22 protein-coding genes are annotated in these 24,651 nt (G+C 59.5%); 8 read left to right on the top strand and 14 right to left on the bottom strand.

All coding sequences use genetic code 11. The annotated features are described in order from the left end of the window. Positions 1–190: 190 nt before the first annotated feature. The 3 genes from gshA to ACNYC6_RS12285 form a co-directional block, all read right to left on the bottom strand. Entirely contained in the window at positions 191–1,774 is a 1,584-nt protein-coding gene (gshA, locus tag ACNYC6_RS12295) for a glutamate--cysteine ligase (protein ID WP_419712512.1), read from the bottom strand. Between the two features lie 191 nt (positions 1,775–1,965). Further along, positions 1,966–2,349, bottom strand: coding sequence for a PaaI family thioesterase (locus ACNYC6_RS12290; RefSeq protein ID WP_419712511.1), 384 nt, complete (start codon positions 2,347–2,349; stop codon positions 1,966–1,968). Beyond that, the gene (locus tag ACNYC6_RS12285; RefSeq protein WP_419712510.1) at positions 2,349–4,673 is read right to left on the bottom strand and encodes a Tex family protein; all 2,325 of its coding nucleotides are present in this window, start codon (positions 4,671–4,673) and stop codon (positions 2,349–2,351) included. Before ACNYC6_RS12285 ends, ACNYC6_RS12290 begins: the two co-directional genes overlap by 1 nt. Before the next feature lie 361 nt (positions 4,674–5,034). On the opposite strand from ACNYC6_RS12285, the gene ompR reads away from it, so the two are divergent. Both ompR and ACNYC6_RS12275 read left to right on the top strand, forming a co-directional pair. Continuing rightward, positions 5,035–5,775: a two-component system response regulator OmpR gene (gene ompR / locus ACNYC6_RS12280; protein WP_020795794.1), complete on the top strand. Its 741-nt coding sequence runs from the start codon at positions 5,035–5,037 to the stop codon at positions 5,773–5,775. Positions 5,776–5,890: 115 nt separating this feature from the next. Beyond that, the gene (locus ACNYC6_RS12275) at positions 5,891–7,204 is read left to right on the top strand and encodes an ATP-binding protein (protein ID WP_419712509.1); all 1,314 of its coding nucleotides are present in this window, start codon (positions 5,891–5,893) and stop codon (positions 7,202–7,204) included. Between the two features lie 121 nt (positions 7,205–7,325). Here ACNYC6_RS12275 and rimK read toward each other — a convergent pair whose 3' ends face one another. Further along, positions 7,326–8,231 (bottom strand): 30S ribosomal protein S6--L-glutamate ligase, encoded by a 906-nt coding sequence (rimK, locus tag ACNYC6_RS12270; protein WP_007972871.1) that lies wholly within the window; start codon positions 8,229–8,231, stop codon positions 7,326–7,328. After that, a complete protein-coding gene (locus ACNYC6_RS12265; RefSeq protein ID WP_419712958.1) occupies positions 8,228–8,647 on the bottom strand; it encodes an ATP-dependent zinc protease in 420 nt (139 codons plus the stop codon). The genes rimK and ACNYC6_RS12265 overlap by 4 nt, the downstream gene beginning before the upstream one ends. A 276-nt stretch (positions 8,648–8,923) precedes the next feature. On the opposite strand from ACNYC6_RS12265, the gene ACNYC6_RS12260 reads away from it, so the two are divergent. From ACNYC6_RS12260 to ACNYC6_RS12250, 3 genes are all read left to right on the top strand, one after another. Then, positions 8,924–9,328, top strand: a complete 405-nt coding sequence (locus tag ACNYC6_RS12260; protein WP_274075090.1) for an RNA-binding S4 domain-containing protein — start codon at positions 8,924–8,926, stop codon at positions 9,326–9,328. Between the two features lie 166 nt (positions 9,329–9,494). After that, positions 9,495–10,397 carry an Hsp33 family molecular chaperone HslO gene (gene hslO / locus ACNYC6_RS12255; protein ID WP_419712508.1) on the top strand — a complete coding sequence of 301 codons (903 nt, stop codon included), beginning with the start codon at positions 9,495–9,497 and terminating at the stop codon, positions 10,395–10,397. Positions 10,398–10,577: 180 nt separating this feature from the next. Next, positions 10,578–12,119 carry a phosphoenolpyruvate carboxykinase gene (locus ACNYC6_RS12250; protein WP_419712507.1) on the top strand — a complete coding sequence of 514 codons (1,542 nt, stop codon included), beginning with the start codon at positions 10,578–10,580 and terminating at the stop codon, positions 12,117–12,119. 60 nt (positions 12,120–12,179) lie between these two features. On the opposite strand, the gene ACNYC6_RS12245 is transcribed toward ACNYC6_RS12250, so the two are convergent. From ACNYC6_RS12245 to ACNYC6_RS12220, 6 genes are all read right to left on the bottom strand, one after another. Next, complete coding sequence (locus ACNYC6_RS12245; RefSeq protein WP_419712957.1) at positions 12,180–13,034, bottom strand: EamA family transporter; 855 nt, start codon at positions 13,032–13,034, stop codon at positions 12,180–12,182. A gap of 43 nt (positions 13,035–13,077) precedes the next feature. Further along, on the bottom strand, positions 13,078–13,431 hold the full coding sequence (locus ACNYC6_RS12240; RefSeq protein ID WP_419712506.1) for a DUF1493 family protein: 354 nt from the start codon (positions 13,429–13,431) through the stop codon (positions 13,078–13,080). Next, positions 13,428–14,705, bottom strand: a complete 1,278-nt coding sequence (locus ACNYC6_RS12235) for a type II toxin-antitoxin system HipA family toxin (RefSeq protein ID WP_419712505.1) — start codon at positions 14,703–14,705, stop codon at positions 13,428–13,430. Before ACNYC6_RS12235 ends, ACNYC6_RS12240 begins: the two co-directional genes overlap by 4 nt. Beyond that, a complete protein-coding gene (locus ACNYC6_RS12230) occupies positions 14,702–15,196 on the bottom strand; it encodes a helix-turn-helix domain-containing protein (RefSeq protein ID WP_419712504.1) in 495 nt (164 codons plus the stop codon). The genes ACNYC6_RS12235 and ACNYC6_RS12230 overlap by 4 nt, the downstream gene beginning before the upstream one ends. 205 nt (positions 15,197–15,401) lie before the next feature. Further along, entirely contained in the window at positions 15,402–15,698 is a 297-nt protein-coding gene (locus ACNYC6_RS12225; protein WP_419712503.1) for a hypothetical protein, read from the bottom strand. Between the two features lie 403 nt (positions 15,699–16,101). Then, complete coding sequence (locus ACNYC6_RS12220; RefSeq protein WP_419712502.1) at positions 16,102–16,392, bottom strand: hypothetical protein; 291 nt, start codon at positions 16,390–16,392, stop codon at positions 16,102–16,104. A 409-nt stretch (positions 16,393–16,801) separates the two neighbouring features. On the opposite strand from ACNYC6_RS12220, the gene ACNYC6_RS12215 reads away from it, so the two are divergent. The 3 genes from ACNYC6_RS12215 (at position 16,802) to ACNYC6_RS12205 (ending at position 20,563) form a co-directional block, all read left to right on the top strand. Continuing rightward, on the top strand, positions 16,802–18,736 hold the full coding sequence (locus tag ACNYC6_RS12215) for a RecQ family ATP-dependent DNA helicase (RefSeq protein WP_419712501.1): 1,935 nt from the start codon (positions 16,802–16,804) through the stop codon (positions 18,734–18,736). 146 nt (positions 18,737–18,882) lie between these two features. Then, entirely contained in the window at positions 18,883–20,109 is a 1,227-nt protein-coding gene (locus tag ACNYC6_RS12210; protein ID WP_419712500.1) for a 3-hydroxyacyl-CoA dehydrogenase NAD-binding domain-containing protein, read from the top strand. Positions 20,110–20,143: 34 nt separating this feature from the next. Then, positions 20,144–20,563, top strand: coding sequence for an acyl-CoA thioesterase (locus ACNYC6_RS12205; protein ID WP_419712499.1), 420 nt, complete (start codon positions 20,144–20,146; stop codon positions 20,561–20,563). 65 nt (positions 20,564–20,628) lie between these two features. Here the strand turns inward: ACNYC6_RS12205 and ACNYC6_RS12200 are convergent, their stop codons facing one another. The 3 genes from ACNYC6_RS12200 to fdhD all read right to left on the bottom strand — a co-directional run bounded on the left by ACNYC6_RS12200 (position 20,629) and on the right by fdhD (position 24,648). After that, complete coding sequence (locus tag ACNYC6_RS12200; RefSeq protein ID WP_419712498.1) at positions 20,629–21,105, bottom strand: glycine zipper domain-containing protein; 477 nt, start codon at positions 21,103–21,105, stop codon at positions 20,629–20,631. Between the two features lie 358 nt (positions 21,106–21,463). After that, positions 21,464–23,812 (bottom strand): FdhF/YdeP family oxidoreductase, encoded by a 2,349-nt coding sequence (locus ACNYC6_RS12195; protein ID WP_419712497.1) that lies wholly within the window; start codon positions 23,810–23,812, stop codon positions 21,464–21,466. Next, the gene (fdhD, locus tag ACNYC6_RS12190) at positions 23,809–24,648 is read right to left on the bottom strand and encodes a formate dehydrogenase accessory sulfurtransferase FdhD (protein WP_419712496.1); all 840 of its coding nucleotides are present in this window, start codon (positions 24,646–24,648) and stop codon (positions 23,809–23,811) included. The genes ACNYC6_RS12195 and fdhD overlap by 4 nt, the downstream gene beginning before the upstream one ends. Positions 24,649–24,651 lie beyond the last annotated feature (3 nt).

Below are 24,651 nucleotides of genomic sequence, written 5' to 3'. Positions count from 1 at the left end.
GACTAAATGATCTAAGAATTCGAAAATAAATAACTTTTTCGAATGAGCTTATGAGCGGAAAATTCTAAGCGAGGGTAGATGCAGATCGCTTTTGTGGCGAGGGAGCTCGCTCCCGCTGGAGGCCGAAGGACTCCATTTGCGGCTGCTGGGCAACCGAACGGGAGCACGCTCCCTCGCCACAGGGCTGCAATCAGTTACTGATCGCCAGAATGCTCGCCTGATACGACCCGACAAACACATCGAAATCGCCGACTTCGTTCTGTTCCAGCTCAGCCTGTTCCGCCAGCGACGAACGCGCCCGTTCTTCAAACCTGGCTTGTTCCTCAGCCGGCAACGGCTCGCTGCGGAAAAACTCGGCATGGGCCTGGCTTTGGCGCAGGGAGAACTGGGCAAAACTCTCCTTGTGCTCAGCCATCGCCGCCAGCACCTGGGCCGATGGCGTCAGGGACGGGTCCTGGACCTTGGCCATTTGTACGTCCAGCGCCTTGCTGTGGGCATCGCCGCCATGGCTCTGATCCAGCAGCGCGGCCAGTGGCGCGATGTTTTCCAGCAACTGACCGGCCCATTCCTTCAGGTCGACCGGTTGTCCGTCGCGTTGCAGTTGCAGACCCGGACGGCGACCTTCCTTGACCACACTGAGGAAGTTCGAGGTCGCATTGCCGCAGCTGGTGTTGGTCAGCAGCGGGCTGTCGTTCAGGGCGCAATACAGCAGGAAAGCGTCGAGGAAGCGCGATTCGGTGATATCGATGCCCATCGGCAGAAACGGATTGATGTCCAGGCAGCGGACTTCCACGTACTGGATGCCGCGGGCCATCAACGCCTGGATCGGCCGTTCGCCGGAATAGGTCACGCGTTTCGGGCGGATGTTGGAGTAGTACTCGTTTTCGATCTGCAGGATGTTGGTGTTGAGCTGAACCCACTCACCGTCCTTGTGCGTGCCGACTTCGACGTACGGCGCGTACGGCGTGGCCACCGCTTTGCGCAGACTGTCGGTGTAGCTGATCAAATCGTTGTAGCACGGCGTCAGGCCGGCCTGGGCGTTGCTCTGGTAACCCAGATCGCTCATGCGCAGGCTGGTGGCGTATGGCAGGTAAAGGGTGTCCGGATCCAGTTGTTCCAACTGGTGCGAACGGCCGCGCAGGAAACCGGCGTCCAGCGCTGGCGATGCGCCGAACAGGTACATCAGCAGCCAGCTGTAGCGGCGGAAGTTACGGATCAGTGCGATGTAGGAAGACGACTGAAAATCGCGGTCGCTGCCGACAAAACCTTCGGCCTCCTTCAACAGCGGCCAGAGCTTTTCCGGCAGGGAAAAGTTGTAGTGGATGCCGGCAATGCACTGCATGGTCTTGCCGTAACGCAGGGCCAGGCCCTTGCGGTAGACATACTTGAGCTGCCCGATATTGGAGGTGCCGTAATAGGCGATCGGGATGTCTTCCTCGGCCGGCAGCGGGCACGGCATCGACGGACTCCACAGGTACTCGTTGCCGAGTTTGCTGTAGGCAAAGCGGTGAATGCTGTCCAGGCTCGCCAGCGTATCGGCAGGGTCGGGCAGGGCCGGGGTGATGAACTCCAGCAGCGACTCGGAATAGTCGGTGGTGATCTGTTCATTGGTCAGCGCGGAACCCAATTCTTCCGGGTGCGGCGTTTGCGCCAGGCGACCTTCGCCGGTCACGCGCAGGCATTCACGTTCGATGCCGTGAAGGCACTGTTCGAGCAGAGAGAGGTTAGCGCGCTCGCCGAGCAGAGCCAGGCGGCGGTTGAGAAGTTCGCTCAAGTTGGATTCCTTCACGCGTCAGTCGCCCCAATATGGGGGTGGGCAAGACGGTCTACAAGGGTGAAGTTGAAACTGGCGTTTTCGCCTGGTTTTTCTAGCCGGTCAGCCGCACAAATAACCTGTAGGAGCAGCCAGCGGCAGCTCCTACAGGGTTCATTGCGCCGAAATTAACTCAAATCGATGACGACTAGCTACAGGACAGCGAACGTGCCTTGCGCTTTTGCGACCAATTTGTCGCCTTGCACCACGTCGGCCTCAACCACCAGTGTGCGGCGGCCCGGGTGGATCACCCGCGCCGTGCACATCACCTCGCCGTCGGCGACGGCGCGGATGTAGTTGATCTTGCACTCGATGGTCGCGCTGTGCTGGTCAAAGCCGTGGGCGCTGGAACAGGCCAGCCCCATGGCAATGTCCACCAGACTGAACATCGCCCCGCCGTGCAGTTTTCCCGCGCGATTGCGCAGCTCCGGCTCCAGCACCAGGGCGACTTGCGCCACCCCGGTTTCCAGGCTGTGCAGGCGGCAGCCCAACAACTTGAAAAACGCGCTTTCGGTGTACCCGGCAGGGACGTCCATCAACGCTTCTTCAACTGCTTGGCATTGGCGAACAGCGAAGCCATGGCGTTGTTGGCCGGGGCCGCCGCCGTGGTTTCCTTGCGCGGTGCGGTGTTCTGGGACTGGCGTGGCGCCGACCCCGGACGTGCACCGCGAGCACCGTCGATTTTCTCGCCCGGCGTGTCGCTCATGCGCATCGACAGGCCCACGCGTTTGCGCGGGATGTCGACTTCCATGACCTTCACCTTCACCACGTCACCGGCCTTGACCGCTTCGCGTGGATCCTTGATGAATTTCTCCGAAAGCGCAGAGATGTGCACCAAACCGTCCTGATGCACGCCGATGTCGACGAACGCGCCGAAGTTGGTCACGTTGGTCACGACGCCTTCGAGGATCATGCCCAGTTGCAGGTCCTTGAGGTCTTCGACGCCTTCCTGGAACTCGGCGGTCTTGAACTCGGGGCGCGGGTCGCGGCCAGGCTTTTCCAGCTCTTGCAGGATGTCGGTCACGGTTGGCAGACCGAAGGTTTCGTCGGTGTACTTCTTCGGATCGAGGCGCTTGAGGAACGAGGCGTCGCCGATCAGCGAGCGGATGTCACGGTCGGTTTCAGCGGCGATGCGCTGCACCAGCGGATAGGCTTCCGGGTGAACCGCCGATGAATCCAGCGGGTTTTCGCCGTTCATTACACGCAAGAAGCCAGCGGCCTGTTCGAAAGTTTTTTCGCCCAGGCGTGCGACTTTCTTCAGCGCAGCGCGGGTTTTGAACGCGCCGTGTTCGTCGCGGTGGCTGACGATGTTCTGCGCCAGCGTTGCGTTGAGGCCGGAGATCCGCGCCAGCAGCGCCACGGAAGCGGTATTCACGTCCACACCGACGGCGTTCACGCAGTCCTCGACGACCGCATCCAGGCCGCGCGCCAGTTTCAGCTGCGACACGTCGTGCTGGTACTGGCCGACACCGATGGATTTCGGATCGATCTTCACCAGTTCGGCCAGCGGATCTTGCAGGCGACGGGCAATCGACACGGCGCCACGGATCGATACGTCCAGATCCGGGAATTCCTTGGAAGCCAGTTCCGACGCCGAGTAAACCGATGCGCCAGCCTCGGAAACCATGACCTTGGTCATCTTCATGGCTGGGTATTTTTTGATCAGTTCTGCGGCGAGCTTATCGGTCTCACGGCTGGCGGTGCCGTTGCCGATGGCGATCAGGTCCACCGCGTGCTTGGCGCACAGCGCGGCAAGAATCGCGAGGGTCTGGTCCCACTTGTTGTGCGGCACGTGCGGGTAAACCGTGGCGTGATCCAGCAGCTTGCCGGTGGAATCGACCACGGCCACCTTGCAACCGGTGCGCAGGCCCGGGTCGAGGCCCAGGGTGGCGCGCGGGCCGGCCGGGGCCGACAGCAGCAGGTCGTGCAGGTTGTGGGCGAAGACGTTGATCGCTTCGGTCTCCGCGCCATCGCGCAACTCGCCCAGCAGGTCGGTTTCCAGGTGGGTGTAGAGCTTGACCTTCCAGGTCCAGCGCACCACCTCGCCCAGCCATTTGTCGGCGGCGCGGTTCTGGTTCTGGATGCCGAATTGCTGGCCGATCATGCCTTCGCACGGGTGCATGGTGCCCGGCAGCTCATCGCCGACTTTCAGCGCGGAGCTGAGAATGCCTTCGTTACGGCCACGGAAAATCGCCAGTGCGCGGTGCGATGGCATGCTTTTCAGCGGTTCGTCGTGTTCGAAATAGTCGCGGAACTTGGCACCTTCCTCTTCCTTGCCGGCGATCACGCGGGCACTGAGGGTGGCTTCCTGCTTGAGGTAGTTGCGCAGCTTGTCCAGCAGGCCCGCGTCTTCGGCGAAGCGTTCCATCAGGATGTACTTGGCGCCTTCGAGGGCAGCCTTCACATCGGCCACGCCTTTTTCCGCGTCGATGAAGCGGGCGGCTTCGGTTTCCGGGCTCAGGGTCGGGTCGTTGAACAGGCCGTCGGCCAACTCGCCGAGGCCGGCTTCCAGGGCGATCTGGCCCTTGGTGCGGCGCTTCTGCTTGTACGGCAGGTACAAGTCTTCGAGGCGGGTCTTGGTGTCGGCGAGTTTGATGTCGCGTTCCAGTTGCGGCGTCAGCTTGCCTTGCTCCTGGATGCTGGCAAGGATGCTGATGCGCCGTTCGTCGAGTTCTCGCAGGTAGCGCAGACGCTCTTCCAGATGACGCAACTGGGTGTCATCGAGGCTGCCGGTCACTTCTTTCCGGTAACGGGCGATGAAGGGAACGGTAGAGCCTTCATCGAGTAGCGCGACGGCCGCTTCGACCTGTTGTGGGCGTACGCCGAGTTCCTCGGCGATGCGGCTGTTGATGCTGTCCATAAAACCACCTGACAAATTGTGAAAGCAGGCTCGCAGGCGCAGAGTTAGGGCCTTGGCGAGTCTGGTTGAGCGGCCTGGCCAGCGCCGCTGCCTGGGGCAACAGGCATTGCGTTGACCCGTGAAATCGAACAATTACTGCTGACGCCATAAAAATAAATCGCGTCTGTCCGTAGTACCTGTCTGATGTTGCCTGACACAAATGGCCGCGCATTATAACCAGCGTTCAGCCATTCGGGGGCATCGCAGGCTGCGGCGTCAATGGCCGGTTTTCTGGCGGTAAAGGAAAAATCTGCTAACAATGCACACGGTGCGTATAACGGCAGCTACGCCATAATGCGCGCCGAGATCAAAGGAGCATCTAATGAGCAGCACTGCAAACATTGCTGAAGGCGAAAAAATTCTTATTGTTGACGACGATCCGGGCCTTAGCAGCCTGCTGGAGCGTTTTTTCGTCAGCAAGGGCTATCGCGCCCGCGCCGTACCGAACACCGAGCAAATGGATCGCCTGCTGGCGCGCGAAGTGTTCAACCTGGTCGTCCTCGACCTGATGCTGCCTGGCGAAGACGGCCTGACCGCCTGCCGCCGCCTGCGTGGCGCGAACAATCAGATTCCAATCATCATGCTGACCGCCAAGGGCGATGAGCTGAGCCGGATCAAGGGCCTGGAACTGGGCGCCGACGATTACCTGGCCAAGCCGTTCAACCCGGATGAGCTGATGGCCCGCGTCAAAGCGGTTCTGCGTCGTCAGTCGGCTCCAGTGCCGGGCGCGCCGGGCAGCGAAGACGAAAGCGTGACCTTCGGTGACTACGAGTTGTCCCTGGCCACCCGCGAACTCAAGCGCGGCGAAGAGGTGCACATGCTCACCACCGGTGAGTTCGCGGTCCTCAAGGCCCTGGTGATGAACGCCCGTCAGCCACTGACCCGCGACAAGTTGATGAACCTGGCCCGTGGCCGCGAGTGGGATGCCCTGGAGCGCTCCATCGATGTGCAGATTTCCCGTCTGCGCCGGATGATCGAACCCGATCCGTCCAAACCGCGCTACATCCAGACTGTCTGGGGCGTGGGCTACGTGTTCGTGCCGGATGGCGCCGCCACCAAGTGATCGGTGATTTGTAGGAGCGGGTCGAGCGGGTGTCAGGTCAGATGGCCTTGCCCGCAGACTCGCGATCCGCAATATGCGAGCATCGCTCGCTCCTGCAAGTGTGTAACGGTTACCCATGAAAACCCCGGTTTGGTTCCCCCAGAGTTTCTTCTCCCGCACCCTTTGGCTGGTGTTGATCGTCGTCCTGTTCTCCAAGGCGCTGACCCTGGTTTATCTGTTGATGAACGAGGATGTGCTGGTGGACCGTCAGTACAGCCACGGCGTCGCCCTGACGCTGCGTGCCTATTGGGCCGCCGACGAAAACAACCGTGACAAGATCGCTGAAGCCGCGACCCTGATCCGTGTGGTCGGTGCGGGTGTGCCTGAAGGCGAACAGCACTGGCCGTACAGCGAAATCTATCAGCGGCAGATGCAGGACGAGTTGGGTGACGACACCGAAGTCCGATTGCGTATGCATTCGCCACCGGCATTGTGGGTTCGGGCACCTAGCCTGGGCGACGGTTGGCTGAAAGTGCCGCTTTATCCGCATCCGCTGCGCGGGCAGAAAATCTGGAACGTACTCGGCTGGTTCCTCGCCATTGGTTTGCTCTCTACTGCCTCGGCGTGGATTTTCGTCAGCCAGCTCAACCAACCCTTGAAACGCCTGGTGTACGCCGCACGGCAACTCGGTCAGGGTCGCAGCGTGCGCCTGCCGATCAGCGATACGCCCAGTGAAATGACCGAGGTTTATCGCGCCTTCAACCAAATGGCCGAGGACGTCGAACAGGCCGGTCGCGAGCGTGAGCTGATGCTCGCCGGGGTGTCCCATGACCTGCGTACACCACTGACCCGTTTGCGGCTGTCACTGGAATTGATGGGCGATCGCAACGACCTGACGGACGACATGGTCCGCGACATCGAAGACATGGATGCGATTCTCGACCAGTTCCTGGCGTTTATTCGCGACGGTCGCGATGAGTCGGTGGAAGAGGTCGACCTGAGCGATCTGGTCCGCGAAGTCGCCGCGCCGTACAACCAGAACGAAGAGAAAGTGCGCCTGCGCCTGGAGCCTATCCAGCCGTTTCCGTTGCGTCGGGTGTCGATGAAGCGATTGCTGAACAACCTGATCGGCAACGCGCTGCATCATGCTGGCAGTGGCGTGGAAGTGGCGGCGTATGTCTCCGGTGACACCGCTGCGCCGTACGTGGTGCTTAGCGTCATGGACCGTGGCGCAGGGATCGATCCGTCGGAACTTGAAGCAATCTTCAACCCGTTCACCCGTGGTGATCGAGCCCGGGGCGGGAAGGGCACCGGGTTGGGGCTGGCGATCGTGAAGCGGATTGCTTCCATGCATGGCGGCAATGTTGAGCTGCGCAACCGTACCGGTGGTGGGCTGGAAGCGCGGGTGCGATTGCCGTTGGGGCTGATGCTGCCGCGGGATGCGGTTTAAGAGTCATACACAACGCTGTGTGGCGAGGGAGCTTGTTCCCGCGGGAGTCCGAAGGACTCCCGTTTTGCGACTGCTACGCAGCCGAGCGGGAGCAAGCTTCCCTCGCCACGGTGGTTGTGTCTCAGCCTTTGCCTTTGGTCCGCGTCATATTCGGCCCACCATTCTTCTCAAGATGCTCAATGATGATCCCTGCCACATTCTTGCCAGTGGTGGTCTCAATCCCCTCAAGCCCCGGCGATGAGTTCACTTCCATCACCAGCGGCCCGTGATTCGAACGCAGGATATCCACACCCGCCACCGCCAAACCCATGACTTTCGCCGCACGCAATGCGGTCATGCGCTCTTCCGGCGTGATCTTGATCAGGCTGGCGCTGCCGCCGCGATGCAGGTTAGAGCGGAACTCGCCGGGTTTGGCCTGGCGCTTCATCGCCGCAATCACCTTGTCGCCCACCACGAAACAGCGAATGTCAGCGCCGCCGGCTTCCTTGATGTACTCCTGGACCATGATGTTCTGCTTGAGACCCATGAACGCCTCAATCACCGACTCTGCCGCCGTGGCGGTTTCGCACAACACCACACCGATGCCCTGGGTACCTTCCAGCACCTTGATCACCAGCGGGGCGCCGTTGACCATTTCGATCAGGTCGGGAATGTCGTCCGGTGAGTGGGCAAACCCCGTCACCGGCAAACCGATTCCGCGACGTGAGAGCAATTGCAGCGAACGCAGTTTGTCCCGCGAGCGGGCGATGGCCACCGATTCGTTGAGGGGGAAAACCCCCATCATTTCGAACTGGCGCAATACTGCGCAGCCATAAAACGTGACCGATGCACCGATCCGCGGAATCACGGCGTCGAAACCTTCCAGCGGCTTGCCGCGATAGTGGATCTGCGGCTTGTGGCTGGCGATGTTCATGTAGGCGCGCAAGGTATCGACCACCACCATTTCGTGGCCGCGTTCGGTACCGGCTTCAACCAGGCGACGGGTGGAATACAGACGCGGGTTCCGCGACAGCACAGCGATCTTCATGCAACACCTGTGGAGAAGGTAGATACCGGGAACACCGGCTTGTCTTGTACATATTTAATGCCTGGATTGACCACCAACTGGCCGTCGATCAAAGCTTTGGAACCGAGTAGCAGGCGATAACGCATGGACTTGCGGCAGGCGAGCGTGAACTCGACCCGCCAGACCCGATCACCGAGGGCCAGGGTGGTGCTGATCACGTATCGCACCTGCGCGTGACCGTTTGAGCTTTTAATGGTTTTGCGTGTCACCAGCGGCGCTTCGCATCGGCGGTGACGCAACTGCACCACCGTGCCCAGGTGTGCGGTGAAGCGCACCCATTGCTCGCCATCGCGCTCGAACGTCTCGATGTCAGTGGCATGCAGGCTGGAGGTGCTGGCACCGGTGTCGATTTTTGCCCGAAGGCCGGCGACTCCCAGATCCGGAAGCGCCACCCACTCGCGCAGACCGACAACGGTCAAATGGTCAAATGTCTTCAAAATTGCTCAACCGGTAGAAACCGCGGTGGCCGCAGGCGGCCGAATTCGCGGTATTCACGCAGAATAATGGTTAAAAGGCGACAGATATCTACGGCCCGGATTTCCAGTCTCGCGGGGGAGGTTATGGAATGTCAGCATTGTAGTCCGGGACGGAGAAATTCTTGGTACGACAGAACGGTAGTACAGTTCACCAATATTTCAGAATGAGGAAATCCCATGGCACAAAAAAACGAAGAGGACGACAAAGTCCGCCTCGATAAATGGTTGTGGGCGGCACGCTTTTACAAGACCCGTGCCTTGGCCAAAGCGGCGATTGAAAGCGGCAAGGTGCATTGCCGGGGCGAGCGCTGCAAGCCTGGCAAAGAGCCACGCATCGGCGATGAATTCGTGATTCGCACCGGTTTCGAGGAGCGTACGGTGGTGGTCCAGGCGCTGTCGATCGTGCGCCGTGGCGCGCCGGAGGCGCAGACGCTTTACGCTGAAACCGAAGCCAGCATTGCCAAGCGCGAAAATGCCGCCGCAGAGCGTAAAGCAGGTGCCTTGGGCGTGAGCACCGATGGCAAACCGAGCAAGAAACAGCGGCGCGATCTGTTCAAGTTTCGTGGCAGCAGCAACGAATGATTGGACCGGCCCGCCGATCGCATCAACCGGGCAAAGACTTGTAATTGCGCCTGTTCGTAGCCATATGAGGTAATTGGCCAGCCGTGCATGTGCCGTTCGTCGTAAAGCAGCACACTGCCGCCGGCCTGTAAGCCATACCTAGTCACCACTTCAGATACCCAGACTTATGACCGACCTACCGGATAACGACTTCACCCAACGCTTCATCTTCGATGACAGCGACACCCGTGGCGAGATGGTTTCGCTGGAGCTCAGCTACGCCGAAGTCCTGGCCAAGCACGCCTATCCGGAACCGGTCGCACAACTGCTCGGCGAACTGATGGCGGCTGCCGCGTTGCTGGTCGGCACCTTGAAGTTCGACGGGTTGCTGATCCTTCAGGCTCGCTCGGAAGGCCCGATCCCGTTGCTGATGATCGAATGCTCCAGCGAGCGCGACATCCGTGGCCTGGCCCGTTACGAAGCCGACCGCATCGCCCCTGACGCCACCCTGGCCGACCTGATGCCGGACGGTTCGCTGACCCTGACCATCGACCCGAAACAAGGTCAGCGCTACCAGGGCGTTGTGGATCTGGACGGCGAAACCCTGTCCGACTGTTTCACCAACTACTTCGTCATGTCCCAGCAGATCGGTACGCGCATCAAGCTCTGCGCCGATGGCCGTCGTGCCCGCGGCATGCTGCTGCAGCAACTGCCCGCAGACCGCCTGAAAGACGAAGAAGAACGCGCCGCCAGCTGGCAGCACCTCACCGCGCTGAGCGGTACGTTGACCGCCGATGAGTTGCTGGGCCTGGACAACGAAACCGTGCTGCATCGTCTCTACCACGAAGAGCAAGTGCGCCTGTTCGACGTGCAAAAACTGCGTTTCCGTTGCAGCTGCTCGCGCGAACGTTCGGCTAATGCGCTGGTCAGTCTGGGTATGGAAGACGCGCAAAACCTGGTAGTTGAACACGGTGGAAAAATCGAAATCGACTGCCAGTTCTGCAATCAGCAGTACCTGTTCGACGCCGCCGATGTCACTCAATTGTTCGCCGGAGCGGGTGTCGAGACGCCGTCAGATACCCGTCACTAAAACGGTTCAGCGCAGGTAAATTCACTGGTTAGCGCCGGAATAACGCCGTTACGACAGGAGGGGCCTACTCTTTTTGGGCTTTTCTGGCATAATCCGGCCCACTTTTTTCGCGGTAGTAGTGCACGACTTTCTACTACAAAAACGTTTGGAGCACTCGGCCACTGGCCGACGGGGAACCTCATGACGCAAGCCAATAACGCCGTGTACACCGATCTGAGTGTTGATGATCTGGTTAAAGAAGCCCTCAACCGCGGTGAAGGCGAGCTTGCCGATACCGGCGCACTGGTTGTTCGTACCGGTCACCGTACCGGCCGTTCGCCAGTCGATCGTTTCATCGTTGATGAGCCGAGCACCACAGGCGCCATCGCCTGGGGCCCGATCAACCGCAAGTTCCCGGCCGACAAGTTCGATGCCCTGTGGGACCGCGTTGAGGCGTTCAACAACGCGCAAGAGCATTTCGTTTCCCACGTGCATGTAGGTGCGGCTTCCGAGCACTACCTGGCCGTAAAAATGACCACCCAGACTGCCTGGCAGAACCTGTTCGGTCGTTGCCTGTTCATCAACCCGGCCCAGTACAACCCGGCTGGCCGTGATGAGTGGCAAGTGCTCAACGTTGCCAACTTCGAATGCGTGCCTGAGCGTGACGGCACCAACTCCGACGGTTGCGTGATCCTCAACTTCGCACAGAAAAAAGTGCTGATCGCCGGCATGCGTTACGCCGGTGAAATGAAGAAAGCCATGTTCTCGGTGCAGAACTTCCTGCTGCCGGCCGCTGACGTGCTACCTATGCACTGCGCTGCCAACATCGGCGAAGAAGGCGACGTGACCCTGTTCTTCGGTCTGTCCGGCACTGGTAAAACCACCCTGTCGGCCGACGAAAGCCGTTACCTGATCGGTGACGACGAACACGGCTGGGGCGAAGGCGTGGTGTTCAACATCGAAGGCGGTTGCTATGCCAAGTGCATCGACCTGTCCGAGAAGAACGAACCGGTTATCTGGAAAGCCATCAAGCACGGTGCAGTCCTGGAAAACGTCGTCATCGACGATGCCAAGCACGCCGACTACGCTGATGTCAGCCTGACCCAGAACAGCCGCGCCGCGTACCCGCTGGAGCACGTTGCCAAGCGTTCCGAGAAGAACCTGGGTGGCGAGCCGAACGCTGTGATCTTCCTGACTTGCGACCTGACCGGCGTGCTGCCGCCAGTGTCGATCCTCAACGAAGAACAAGCGGCCTACCACTTCCTGTCCGGCTACACCGCTCTGGTGGGCTCGACCGAAATGGGTTCGGGCAGCGGCATCAAGTCGACCTTCTCCACCTGCTTCGGCGCACCGTTCTTCCCGCGTCCGGCTGGCGAATACGCTGAACTGCTGATCAAGCGCATCCGTGGTTTCGGCTCCAAGGTTTACCTGGTCAACACCGGCTGGACCGGCGGTGGCTACGGCATCGGCAAGCGCTTCAACATTCCGACCACCCGTGCGGTGATCGCAGCGATCCAGAGCGGCGCCCTGATCGGTACCGAGACCGAGCACCTGGACACCATCAACCTCGACGTGCCACTGGCCGTACCGGGCGTTGAAACTGGCCTGCTGAACCCACGCAACACCTGGGCTGACAAATCTGCCTACGACGAAGCCGCCAAAGCACTGGCCGGCCTGTTCATCGAGAACTTCAAGAAGTTCGAAGTGAGCGACGCGATCAAGGCTGCGGGTCCTAAGTTGTAAGTGTTGGTTTGATGCAATGAAAAAGCCGCCCTTCGAGGCGGCTTTTTTGTGCATGTCGGTTCAGGTTTTAAGGTGCAAGACAAACGCCCCGACCAACACCAGTACAACCCCCACTACCTGCACCTTCCCCAGCCGTTCCTTGAAAAATACATACCCCAGAATCGCCGCAATCCCGCCTGACAACGTGCTGATTACCGTCACCACCGAAACTGAACCTGCCGCGGCACCCCAAGCAAACGATGAAAACCCACCAAGGTTCATCAGGCTGGCGCCGGTCAATGTCAGGCAGTTTTTCAGCGGCGGGATTTTCAGACCGTCGTCGATCCTGAGCACGATCGCCACCAGCACGATCAGGCCCACCAGATACGCGAGCCAGAGCATCGTTATCGGCCCGAGTATCGGCAGTACAAAACGACCTTGCAGCCAGAAACTGGTGCCGTAGAACACCGCCGCCAGCAGTGCAAAAGCGATGGAGCTGCTCGCTTGCGTGGTGTGTGGCATCTTCGGATCGGAATGAGTGCTGGAGAGAACCACGCCAATCACACACAGCGCGATACACAGTAACTGGAGCAGGCTGATCTGCTCGCCGCCGGCCCAGGACAACAATGTGGTTACCACGCCATAGGAGGTCACCAACGGCGCCACAATGGAGGCTTTGCCGAGGGCGAAGGACTTGGACAGCGCCAGCGCGCCGGACACGGTCAGCACAGCGGCAGCGACGCCGATCAGCCAGACATCAAGCGGTGCAGCCATCGACCGCAGAATGAACATGGGGAAGGCGATCAGCAGCAGGCTCATGATGGCAAAGCCCAGCACCTGACCGAAATACACGGCGCGTTTGACGCCCACCGCACGGGCATTCAAACCCACCAGAAAATCCGTCCCGCCCCACAACACGGCGGCCAGCAAGCCCATCAGTACGTCCACGCAATGTCCTTATCGTGATGCGCCGGGAACGTTACGGGCGTTCCAGCTCATCAGTGTCCCAGCGTTGAGCCTTGATAGCTCGGTAGAGCATGCCGATGGTCAATGGTTCCTTGTCGCCGCGCCCCTTGGCTTTGCGCTTGAGAAATACATCACAGCCGTCGGGCTGGAAATAGCGATAACTGTCGAAATCCACGAAGTCGATGGTGAAGTGCTCTTCCAGCGTTTCGATCAGGTGTTGTGCATCGGCGCCGTTGCAGCCGAGGTCGAAATTGATCGAGGTTTTTAGGCTGATGGCTTTGCGCTCGGGAAGGCCGAGTTCTTCGTGCAGGAGCTGGATGAGCTGGTGGAGGGTTGGGTCGTCGGGGAGGTTGGGGGCGAGGTTCATTGCATAGGCTCCGCTAATCGGAATGCAGGCGCCATATTGTCCTGCTCGCGTTTTGATAGACCCAATGCCCCTGCTAGCGTGGACCATTGGCTGACAACTTCTTTGAAGCTGTCGATGATGCTTTCTGCATCCGCACGATTGACCCGGAAATACCCTGCCACTTCCCGGGCAAGCTCCAGATCCAGTGCATTGTCGGTATCGGTGATGTTTAGCTTCAAACCGTCAGCGTGGGCCACCGGGTTCATGTCATAGGCGACAGACAATCGCCATCCCCGGCCGGGATCAAGGATGAAGCCGTGGTTACGCAGGTGGTCATCGCTATTGGAGACCAGGATGTTGAACACAATCCGAGACCACAACTCACGAAGGTCAGCATTGGTTTCTGAGCCGTGTTCCATCAGTACTTCGGCCAGCTCAAGGTAGCTCGCACCCACTGAGGCATCGTCACCATCAACGCGATCCGTCATGGTCATGGCCGAGGCAAAGTGCAGTCGGCCACCCCGGTTCGTTCGATCGAAGCGCTTGACCATGAAGCAATGCTGATCACTGGCGTTGCGTCGGGCGATACCGGTTGCGACTCGCAGGCCACAATGATTGGCCAAGGCATTCACCACCAGTTCCCAGGCGCCAATGTCATAGTCATCGCGGGTGCTGGGGAACTTGGCTATCCATAAGTGACCATGTTCATCTGCAACGCTGGCCTTGGGACGGGCACCACCCAGTGAACCTCCAGGTGCGATCAGCATGCTCAGCCATTCGCGACCGTCGAGTGAGGTGTTGTCCGGATCATTTTCCAGCGCTCGGCTTGCTTGTTCCAGCGCCCGCAACTCAATGAAAGGTGGGGCGGCCAAACCCTCGCGACCATCGAGAAAATGGCTTTGGTCATTGAGCTTGTAGCGAATCGCACCGACCCGATAGAGGTCATGAACACCTAGCAGGAAATCCGATTCGTAGAGCTTGCTGCCCTTGGCTGCCAAACCGTCGCGAACATCGCGTTCCAGTCGCCGCTTCATCAGTAACTGCCCCCAGCGATCCGGGCTTGAGTCAGCGAACACGCCAAAGCGGTTTTGATGTTGTCCAGGGAACTGGCGACCTTCATAAAGCCCGATTCGAGGGTCCAGCGGTGTGAAGTTCAACTCAGGATCTGCCAGCGCGGCCGTGTCGTACTCAAACTCGAAGACCTCCGTGGCGCGAGCTTTTCGGGCATGCAAAAAGCCGAGGCGCCTGGGACCATTCAAGGATTCCCAGTCGGCATACACCGCAATTCGGGTCATTTCTCACCTGTCGTGGACTTGGTTTTTTTCTTGGTCAACAGATTGGAAAGTGAGTGTGTGTTGAAAGGGTAGTCAGCGGACAGATCAGTCGTGTGGGCAGTACTTTCAGTCACTCCAGTGTCTTTTTCAGGCATTGGAGTGGTTTTTTTCACTTCGCTGATTCTGCGAGCTCGTCGGTTCGAGTCTGTTGTGGAAGTGGCCTTGGGTTTGAGTTGGGCATCCTGCAGTTGCCGGCCTACTTCATCGATTTCCGCGAGTTTGCTCAAGTCTTTTTCCAGCCCAAGAACCTGCATCACAGACAGGTATGCGCCGATGGTCACTCCTGATCCACCAGACTCCAGAGAGCGCAATGTCATCAGCGACATGCCCGCCCGTTCAGCGACTTGTTTAGCTGTGAGCTTGCGGCGTAGGCGAGCGAGTTTCAGGCGCTCGCCGAACTCAGAAAGGAGCCTGGAAGCGGCGGGCAAGAGTGGAGCTGTCTTCTTGGCCATATGCCAATATTCCTTCATTAAGGTGCTATAACTGCCAGAATAATAGCACTTAAATGAGGGGGCAGCCTTCAACACGAATATTGGAGAGTACGCCATTTCAGTGGCCCTGATTTCTCAAAGAAATGCATGCTAACTGCCATTATTCCGGCTGTTTTACATTGAGACAGCCGGAATAATTTCACTTTAGCGCGTTGGCTGAATAGCGTCAGGCTGGCGCTTTCCAGGTGAGCATGCGTTGCTGGGCGACTTTGAGCAGGTCGCAGCCGTCCTGTGTCAGGAGGTAGAGCGCGTGGGTGATGTGCGGGATGTCTTCTATGTCGCCTTCGAGGAAGGTTTGGCAGTGCAGGGTTCGGAGCAGGTCGCTGGACGCGCGAATGCGCTGGAGAGCGGATTCGAGGATGTCTTGGGGGTTGGCTTCTGTGTCGATGATCAGGGGGTTGGTGTCGGTGAGGTTGGTTTGAAGTGGGCGGTAGCGATTTGGAAACGGATTAAGAGTTGGCATCAGAGGTACTCGGTTTGTTGTTAAGTGACCGCCAGCACCGTGACCAAACGATAGGAGGCGGACTGTGCGCAGGCTTGGTCAACCGAAAACAACAAATCGGCTCGCCCGAGGGCGTCCCACACACAGCCGCCATAACAATGTACTGCGAGGACATAGATGTCCGCAGCGCGAATGATGGCACACATGTGTGTGTTGTTTTCAGGTGACCAAACCTGATCGCTGAATTTGCAGCGATGCAGGGACAGTAAATGTTCGTTGCCAGGCAGCGATAGTCGACAAGGTGTCTTCTTTTGTAGGACGTTGCCGAAGCTTTGATAGGGCGTTGCCGACGGACTTATCCACATTGCACCGCGTTATCGTTCATCGCGAGCAGGCTCGCTCCTACAGGGGATTTTGGTGGTCTTTAGACGGTGAGTTTTGGCAGGCGCTGTCGGGCAATGTCCAGCAGGTCGTTGCCGTCCTGGGTCAGCAGGTACAGGGCGCTGACGATGTGGGGAATGTCGTGGGTGTCGGCCTGTTTGAAGCACAGGCAATAAAGGGTTTCGAGCAGGTCGCTGGCGGCGCGGATGCGTTGGCGGGCGGCGTCGAGGATTTCCAAGGGGTCGGCCTCGGTGTCGATGACCAGCACCGGGGTTTCGCTGTAGCTGGATTTGAGTGGGCGGTAGCGGTTGGTCAGTGGGTCGGAGCTGTTCATCGAGGGAAGTCCTGTGTGAAATCGGCAAGTGTGCCCGGCAGGCCGAGACACTGATTTCAGCCGCGCCGCAGACTATAGAAGGGCGTTGTGTTGTGCGACAAGACGGCTGCGGTCGACAGGTTTTGTAGGGTTTTTGTCGGGTTTTGAGGAAGGGGACTACATCCTGGTTGTCAGCGCCTCAGATGTCTGTAGGGCATTTCGGTTTTTGCGGTGGATGTGCTGGCCCCATCGCTAGCAGGCTAGCTGCTAGCGATACCAATATGGCAGTCGCTACATTGCGCGAGCCTTGTAATCTCCGCCAGCCATCCGCTGTATCATCCCGTATCGTTTTTGGCCCCGACCTTTTCTCGACTCGCTGCATTCGCCGGCTAGGCTTTGCCCATCGCAGCGGTCAACGGAGTGACAGCTTATGCACAACACCCTGGAACAGGTTTTCGGTTATCCACAGTTTCGACCCGGTCAGGAAAAAACCGTCAGCGCCGTGTTGGCGGGGCGTTCGGCAGCGGCGATTTTCCCGACCGGTTCCGGCAAATCCCTGTGCTATCAATTATCGGCCGTGTTGCTGCCGCATCTGACGCTGGTGGTCTCGCCGTTGCTGGCGTTGATGCAGGATCAATTGGCGTTTCTGCAACGCCATGGCATTGCAGCGGGCAGCATCGATTCGGCCCAGAGCCGCGATGACGCCAGCGACGTGATGGCCCGCGCCAAGTCCGGTGAACTGAAGATCTTGATGATCTCGGTGGAGCGCCTGAAGAACGAGCGGTTCCGCAACTTCCTGCAGCAGGTGCCGATCTCGCTGCTGGTGGTGGACGAGGCGCACTGCATCTCGGAATGGGGCCACAACTTCCGCCCGGACTACCTCAAGCTTCCGGACTACCAACGCCAGTTCAACATCCCGCAAGTCTTGCTGCTGACGGCGACCGCGACGCCCAAGGTCATTGCCGATATGCAGGCGAAATTCGCCATCGCTCCCGATGACGTGGTGACTACCGGTTTCTACCGGTCCAACCTCAATCTATGGGTAGAGCCCGTGCGCGGGCAGGACAAACGCCGGCGCCTGGTCGAATGGATGAGCGAGCGACCCGGCCAGCCCAGCATCGTCTACGTCACCCTGCAAAAAACTGCCGAACACATCGCCGATCACCTGCAACGCAATGGCATTCAGGCCGAGGCTTATCACGCGGGTTTGCCCCACGATCAACGCGATGGCATTCAGAAGCGCTTCATGGGCGGGCAGTCCAATTGCATTGTCGCCACCATCGCGTTCGGCATGGGTATCGACAAGAGTGACATCCGCAATGTGGTGCATTTGGACCTGCCCAAATCCATTGAAAACTACAGCCAGGAAATCGGTCGCGCCGGGCGTGACGGTCAGCCATCCGATTGCCTGGTACTGGCCAACCGCGACAGCCTCAACGTGCTGGAAAATTTTGTGTACGGCGACACGCCTGAGCTCGACGGTATCCGCCATGTACTCGACGAGTTGCAGGCTTGCGCGCCACAGGGTGAGTGGGAGTTTCTATTGGGCCCCTTGGCGGATAACAGCAACATTCGCCAGCTCCCGCTCAAGACCTTGCTGGTGCAGTTGGAGCTGCGTGGAATCATCGCCCCACGCTATGCCTATTACGCCGAGTACCGTTTCAAATACCTGGAGGAACCCGAGGTATTGCTGGCCCGTTTCGAAGGCGAACGCAAGGATTTCGTGGCGGCGATCATCCAGACCTCCAAGCGGGCACGGAGCTGGGCCACGGTGAATTTCGACGCGCTGTACGAGCAACATCAGGCCGAGCGAAATCGGGTGGTCAAGGCGCTGGATTATTTCCAGGAGAAGGGCTGGGTCGAGCTCGAAAGCAAGCTGATGACCGAGGTCTACAGCCTGTTGCAAACAGACTTTGACGCCCAGGCACTCAGCCGGGAACTTCACGCCGGTTTCATTCAGCACGAACAAACCGAAATTGCGCGAATTCACGCGATGCTGGATCTGTTTGCCACCGACCGCTGCCTGGGTTATCGCCTGGCGGAGTATTTCGGCGACAGCAACGCCCCTCAGCCATGCGGACATTGTTCGGTGTGTCACGGACAAGTAGCGCGGCTGCCCGAACCACCTGTATTGCCTGCGCTTGTGGATAAAAACTTCGAGGCGTTGTGTAGCGGGTTTATCCACAGGCACGAGCAACACACGGGCAGCGCGCCCTCGGCCGAGCGGGTAACGCGGTTTCTGTGTGGGATCAGTGTGCCGATGTTCACCAGGCTCAAGGCTCGGACGGTTCCAGGGTTTGCGGTGCTGGAGGATTATCCGTATGCCGAGGTGCGGGAGTGGGCAGCTGCGCATTTGCCTGAGTGAACCGAGCCCCACAAGTTTTTTTTTGCTGCGTTTGTGGGGTCGCATCCATCCGCTGAATGTCGCTCATCACAGGAATAAATTTCAAAAAAACGCGCTGGCTGACTATGGTGAGGGCTGTCTTTGGATCGCCAACAAGAGAACAAGATATGAGCCAGACACCGTTCAACATTCAGCGCGCAGCCGTGATCGGCGCGGGCACCATGGGCCGTGGCATTGTCATGTGCCTGGCCAACGCCGGGGTCGCGGTGCAATGGGTCGATAACAATCCGCAGATGCTGGAGCAGGCGCTGGTTACCGTAGCGGACACCTATGCTCACAGCGTGCGCCAGGAACGCATCGATCAGGCCGAGGCCGACGCCCGTATCGCCCGAGTCACGGCGGCCGCCAATTACGCGGCCATCCGCGATGTCGACCTGGTGATCGAAGCCGTTTACGAAAACCTCGAACTCAAGCAGTCGATCTTCCGCGAACTGGATGGCCTGCTCAAACCCGAAGCCATTCTGGCCAGCAACACTTCGGCGCTGGACATCGACGCCATCGCCGCTGTTACGCGCCGTCCGCAACAGGTCCTGGGCCTGCACTTTTTCAGCCCGGCGCACATCATGAAGCTGCTGGAAATCGTTCGTGGTGCCCAGACGGCTCCAGCGGTGCTTGAAGCTGCGCTGGCGCTGGGCAAACGCATGGGCAAGGTCAGTGTGGTGGCGGGCAATTGCGATGGATTCATCGGCAACCGCATGCTCAATACCTATGTGCTGGAGGCGCGCAAGATGCTGCTGGAAGGCGCTTACCCCTATCAGGTGGATGCGGCGCTGCAAGGTTTCGGTTTCGCCATGGGGCCATTTCGCATGTTCGACGTGGTGGGCGTGGACCTGCAATGGCGCGCCCGACAACTGTCGGGTGTGGGGCAGGATGCGCCTGAGGTTCAGGTGGATAACCGACTGTGCGAGCTCGGCCGTTTCGGTCAGAAGAGCGGCAACGGTTTTTACCACTACGAGCCGGGCAGTCGTCAGGCTGAACACGATCCTCTGGTCGATGCACTGGTGCTGGAAGTCAGCGAAGGGCTGGGTTTCCATCGTCGAGAGATCAGCTCGGAGGAGATTCTGGAGCGCTGCCTGCTGGCACTGGTCAACGAAGGCGCAAAGATCCTGCAGGAAGGCATCGCCGGATCGGCGCACGACATCGATCTGGTGTACCTCAACGGTTACGGTTTCCCGGCGGACAAGGGCGGGCCAATGGCCTGGGCGGATCAACAGGGTTTGGCGGACATTCATCAGCGCTTGCTGGCGCTGGAGGCTCGCCAGGGCGATCACTGGCAGCCGGCGCGGCTGATTGGCGAGTTGGCAGCGGCGGGTAAGGGATTCGCTGACAAGTAAACTCCACTCGAATATTCATGAAAGGAGCCCATTGATGCCCCAACGCACCGACTACCCACACTTCCAACCCATCACCACACGCTGGCACGACAACGATGCCTATGGTCACGTCAACAACGTCACCTATTACAGCTTCTTCGACACAGCGGTGAACACCTATCTGATCGAAGTGGGCGGTCTCGATATCCATGACGGTGAGGTGGTGGGTTTCGTGGTGAGTTCGGCGTGCGATTACTTCGCTTCCATCGCATTCCCGGACCGGATCGAAATCGGTTTGCGGGTCGGAAAACTGGGCAATAGTTCGGTGCAGTATGAGTTGGCGGTCTTCAAGCAAGGGGAGGAGGAGGCGTGCGCAGCAGGGCGTTTCGTGCATGTGTTCGTCGACCGCGCTTCGAATCAGCCGGTGGCAATTCCTCCGGGCTTGCGCGGGGCCCTGGAGTGTCTGGTGGTGTAGAGCAGACAAAAAAATCGCAGCCCTCGGGCTGCGATTTTTTACCTGTCAGCGAAACCGTTTCGGTCTCAGCGACGGTGACGGTAGTACTTGTGATGCTTGCGATGGCCGTAGTGGTGGCCGCGATCATAGCGATGATCGTCACGGTAGCGACGACCGCCACGACGATCATCGTCGTCGTCATCGCTCTTGTTGCCCATATAGTTACCCAGCGCGCCACCGGCGCCGCCGCCTGCTGCGGAGCCGATCAGGCTGCCGGTGGTGCCGCCCATGCTGCGGCCAACCACGTTACCGCCTGCCGCGCCCAACGCACCACCAATGGCGGCTTCGCCACGGCTGCGTTTGTCTGCGCCGACTGCGCTACCACCCGCGCCGCCCAGGGCTGCGCCAATGGTGGAACCTGTATTACCGCCAATAGACTGGCCAACGACTGAGCCCAAAACCCCGCCCAACGCGCCGCCCACACCTGCTTCGGTGGTGCCGCCAGCAGAGGCAAGGCCACTGACCAGGCCAAGGGACAACAAGAGAATCGAGGAGAACTTCATGGAGGAACCTCAAGGGGATGACGGCGCGATCCTGAGGCTGTGTCATGGGTGTGACAATCGAAATCCGACGAGTAACACGACTTGAGCACATTTCTATAAGTTGCTGTTTTTTGGGCGGAACTTAACGTTTTTTCGCCGGTCTTTTACTACTTCACAAAGGCCGTTTTCGTTAGAAAACGGCCTTTTTTGTGGGCGTCTGGAAATTTTTTGACAGTACTGAAATATGTGTCGAACCGTCCGGCGCCATCGCGAACAAGCTCGCTCCTACAGTGGATTTTCGTCGACCGCAGATATTGTGGCCAACAGAAAAACCTGTGGGAGCGAGCTTGCTCGCGATAGGGCCAGAACTAACGACGCATTACGCCGACCGGGCCATGATCAACCCCGTCTCACTCGCTGCTTCCAATCGGATCGCCACGAACTTCGACGTCGGCGTATGGCTGCCATCCCCGGTGCTTTCCAGCGGCACCAGCGGGTTCACTTCCGGGTAGTACGCCGCCGCTTGCCCGGCCGGGATATCGAACGCCAGCAGCGTGAACCCCTTCACCCGACGTTCAACGCCATCATCCCAGAGCGAAACGATGTCGGCCTTCTGCCCCGGCTTGAAGCCCAGGCGAATGATGTCGGCTTCATTGACGAACAGCACATCACGCTGCCCCTTCACTCCGCGATAACGATCGTTGAGACCATAGATCGTGGTGTTGTACTGATCGTGGGAACGCATCGATTGCATGATCAGGTCCGGCAGTTTGCCAGTGGCACGGGTGCGTTCGTGCACCAGATCCTTGGGCAGCATATTCGGCTTGAAATTGGCCCGGCCCGAAGCGGTGTTCCACTTGCGCGCACCGGCACTGTTGCCCAGATAGAAACCACCCGGGTTCTTGATCTTCTCGTTGAAGTCTTTGAAGTTGGGGATGGTGTCGGCGATCAGCTCGCGGATGCGTCTGTAATCCGCCACCAGCGAGTTCCAGTCCACTGGATGGTTGCCCAGCGTGGCGGCCGCGATGCCGGCCAGAATCGCCGGCTCCGAACGCATCTGTTTCGACAGCGGTTCCAATTGGCCGTTAGAGGCGTGGACCATACTGAACGAATCTTCAACCGTGACCGCTTGTGGACCTTCGGCTTGCCGGTCGATATCGGTCCGGCCCAGGCACGGCAGGATCAACGCGTCTTTACCGTGGGCCAGGTGGCTGCGGTTGAGCTTGGTGCTGATCTGCACGGTCAGGTCGCAATTGCTCAGCGCCTTGAAGGTGCGTGGGCTGTCGGGGGTGGCTTGGGCGAAGTTGCCGCCCAGGGCGATGAACACTTTCGCCCGACCTTCGGCCATGGCGTGGATCGCCTCGACCACGTTGTGACCGTTTTCACGGGGCACCTTGAACTGGAAGCGGCGTTCCAACGAGTCGAGGAACGCCACTGGCGGACGTTCGTTGATGCCCATGGTCCGGTCGCCCTGCACGTTACTGTGGCCACGCACCGGGCACAGGCCCGCACCCGGCCGACCGATGTTGCCGCGCAGCAGCATCAGGTTGGCGATTTCCTGGATGGTCGCCACCGAATGCCGGTGCTGGGTGATGCCCATCGCCCAGCACATGATGACGTTCTTGCCCTTGAGGTACATGCGCGCCGCTTGCTCGATTTCAACAAGGGACAGGCCGGATTGCTCGACGATCTGCTCCCACGAGGTGTCGTCGATGACGGCCAGGTAATCCAGCACGTTCACACTGTGTTCATTGAGGAACGCGTGATCGAACACCGCCGGTGAGCCGGCCTTTTGCGCATCGCGTTCCCATTGCAGCAGGAATTTCGCCATGCCGCGCATCACTGCCATGTCGCCACCCAGTGCCGGACGGAAATACGCAGTGTTGGTCGGCTTGTCGCTGTTGGTGAGCATTTCGATCGGGTGTTGCGGATGCTGGAAACGTTCCAGGCCGCGCTCTTTCAACGGGTTGATGCACACCACCTGTGCGCCGCGCTTCACCGCTTCACGCAGTGGTTCGAGCATCCGTGGGTGGTTGGTGCCGGGGTTCTGGCCCCAGACGAAAATCGAATCGGCGTGTTCGAAGTCATCGAAGGTCACCGTGCCTTTGCCGACACCAACACTTTGCGACAACGCGACACCGCTGGCCTCGTGGCACATGTTCGAGCAGTCGGGGAAGTTGTTGGTGCCATAGGCGCGTACGAACAGTTGATAGAGAAAAGCCGCCTCGTTGCTGGCGCGCCCCGAGGTATAGAACTCGGCCTGGTCCGGGCTCGACAAGCCTTTCAAGTGTTTGGCGATCAGCGCAAACGCGTCATCCCAACTGATCGGTTGATAGCGATCGGTTTCGGCGTTGTAGCTCAACGGCTCGGTCAGGCGGCCCTGGTATTCGAGCCAGTAGTCACTCTGCTCCAGCAGCGAGGTGACGCTGTGTTTGGCGAAGAATTTGCCATCGACGCGGCGTTTGGTCGCTTCCCAGTTCACCGCTTTGGCGCCGTTCTCGCAGAATGCCACCATGCCGGCTTCATTGGAATCGCCCCAGGCGCAACCGGGGCAATCGAAGCCGCCGTTCTTGTTGGTCTTGAGCATCATGCGCAGGTTTTTCAGCGCGTTGTCGCTGGTCAACCAGGCTTGGGCGACGCTGATCAGTGCGCCCCAACCGCCGGCCGGACCTTTGTAGGGTTTGTAGCGAGGAACGGGTGTCTGGTCGGCTTGACGGTGTTGACTCACGCTTGATTCTCCAAAGCCGGGCTATAGACCCGCGGCGCATTCTTCTGTGGCAGATGGATGAGGTTGAGGTTGTGGCGACGGGCCCATTGCACGGCAAGGCCCGTGGGCGACGACAGGCTGACCAGTGTCTGGATGCCGGCGCGCAAAACTTTCTGGATCAATTCGAGACTGCAGCGGCTGGTGACGATTGCCAGTCCGCCTGCGGTTGAAATGTTCTGGCGGACCATTGCGCCGATCAATTTATCGAGGGCGTTGTGCCGGCCAATGTCTTCACGACCGAGCAACAGCTCACCCTGGTCATTCATGAACACGGCGGCATGCACCGCGCCGCTATGCTGGCCCAGGGGCTGGAACGCACCGATGCGTTGGCGCAGGCCGTCGAGCCATTCGGCCGGTGGCAGTGGGGCGCCGGGCAACACGTTGAGGTCCGGCAAGGCCTGCTCGACCGCTTCCACGCCGCAGAGCCCGCAACCGCTGGTGCCGGCCAGTTGTCGACGTTGCAGCTTGAGGTTCCAGAACGCGCGATTGGCGATGGTCACTTGTGCGTATTGCGCCGACCCCGAGCCGCTGAGTTGCAGGTCATAGATGTCAGTGGCGTCTTCGATGATGCCGCTGCCCAGGCTGAAACCGACGATGAAGTCTTCGAGGTCTGTCGGCGTGACCAGCATGACGGCCTGGCTGATGCCGTTATAGGCAATCGCCAACGCCACTTCCTCGGCCAGCGCGGTGCTGTCCGATTCAGAGTGTTCAAGGTTGCTGTAGCTGTACGTCTGGCTGGCGGCGGGCGCGGGCGTTTCGACGGCAGGCGCCGCGCAGGCTGGGCGCTTGGCTTTCATGGC

Origin of the sequence: Pseudomonas sp. NFX224 (assembly GCF_048565165.1) — a bacterium.
GTDB lineage: Bacteria > Pseudomonadota > Gammaproteobacteria > Pseudomonadales > Pseudomonadaceae > Aquipseudomonas.
Note: the sequence above shows the minus strand (reverse complement) of the source record. Positions and strands in the feature narration are given on the sequence as shown.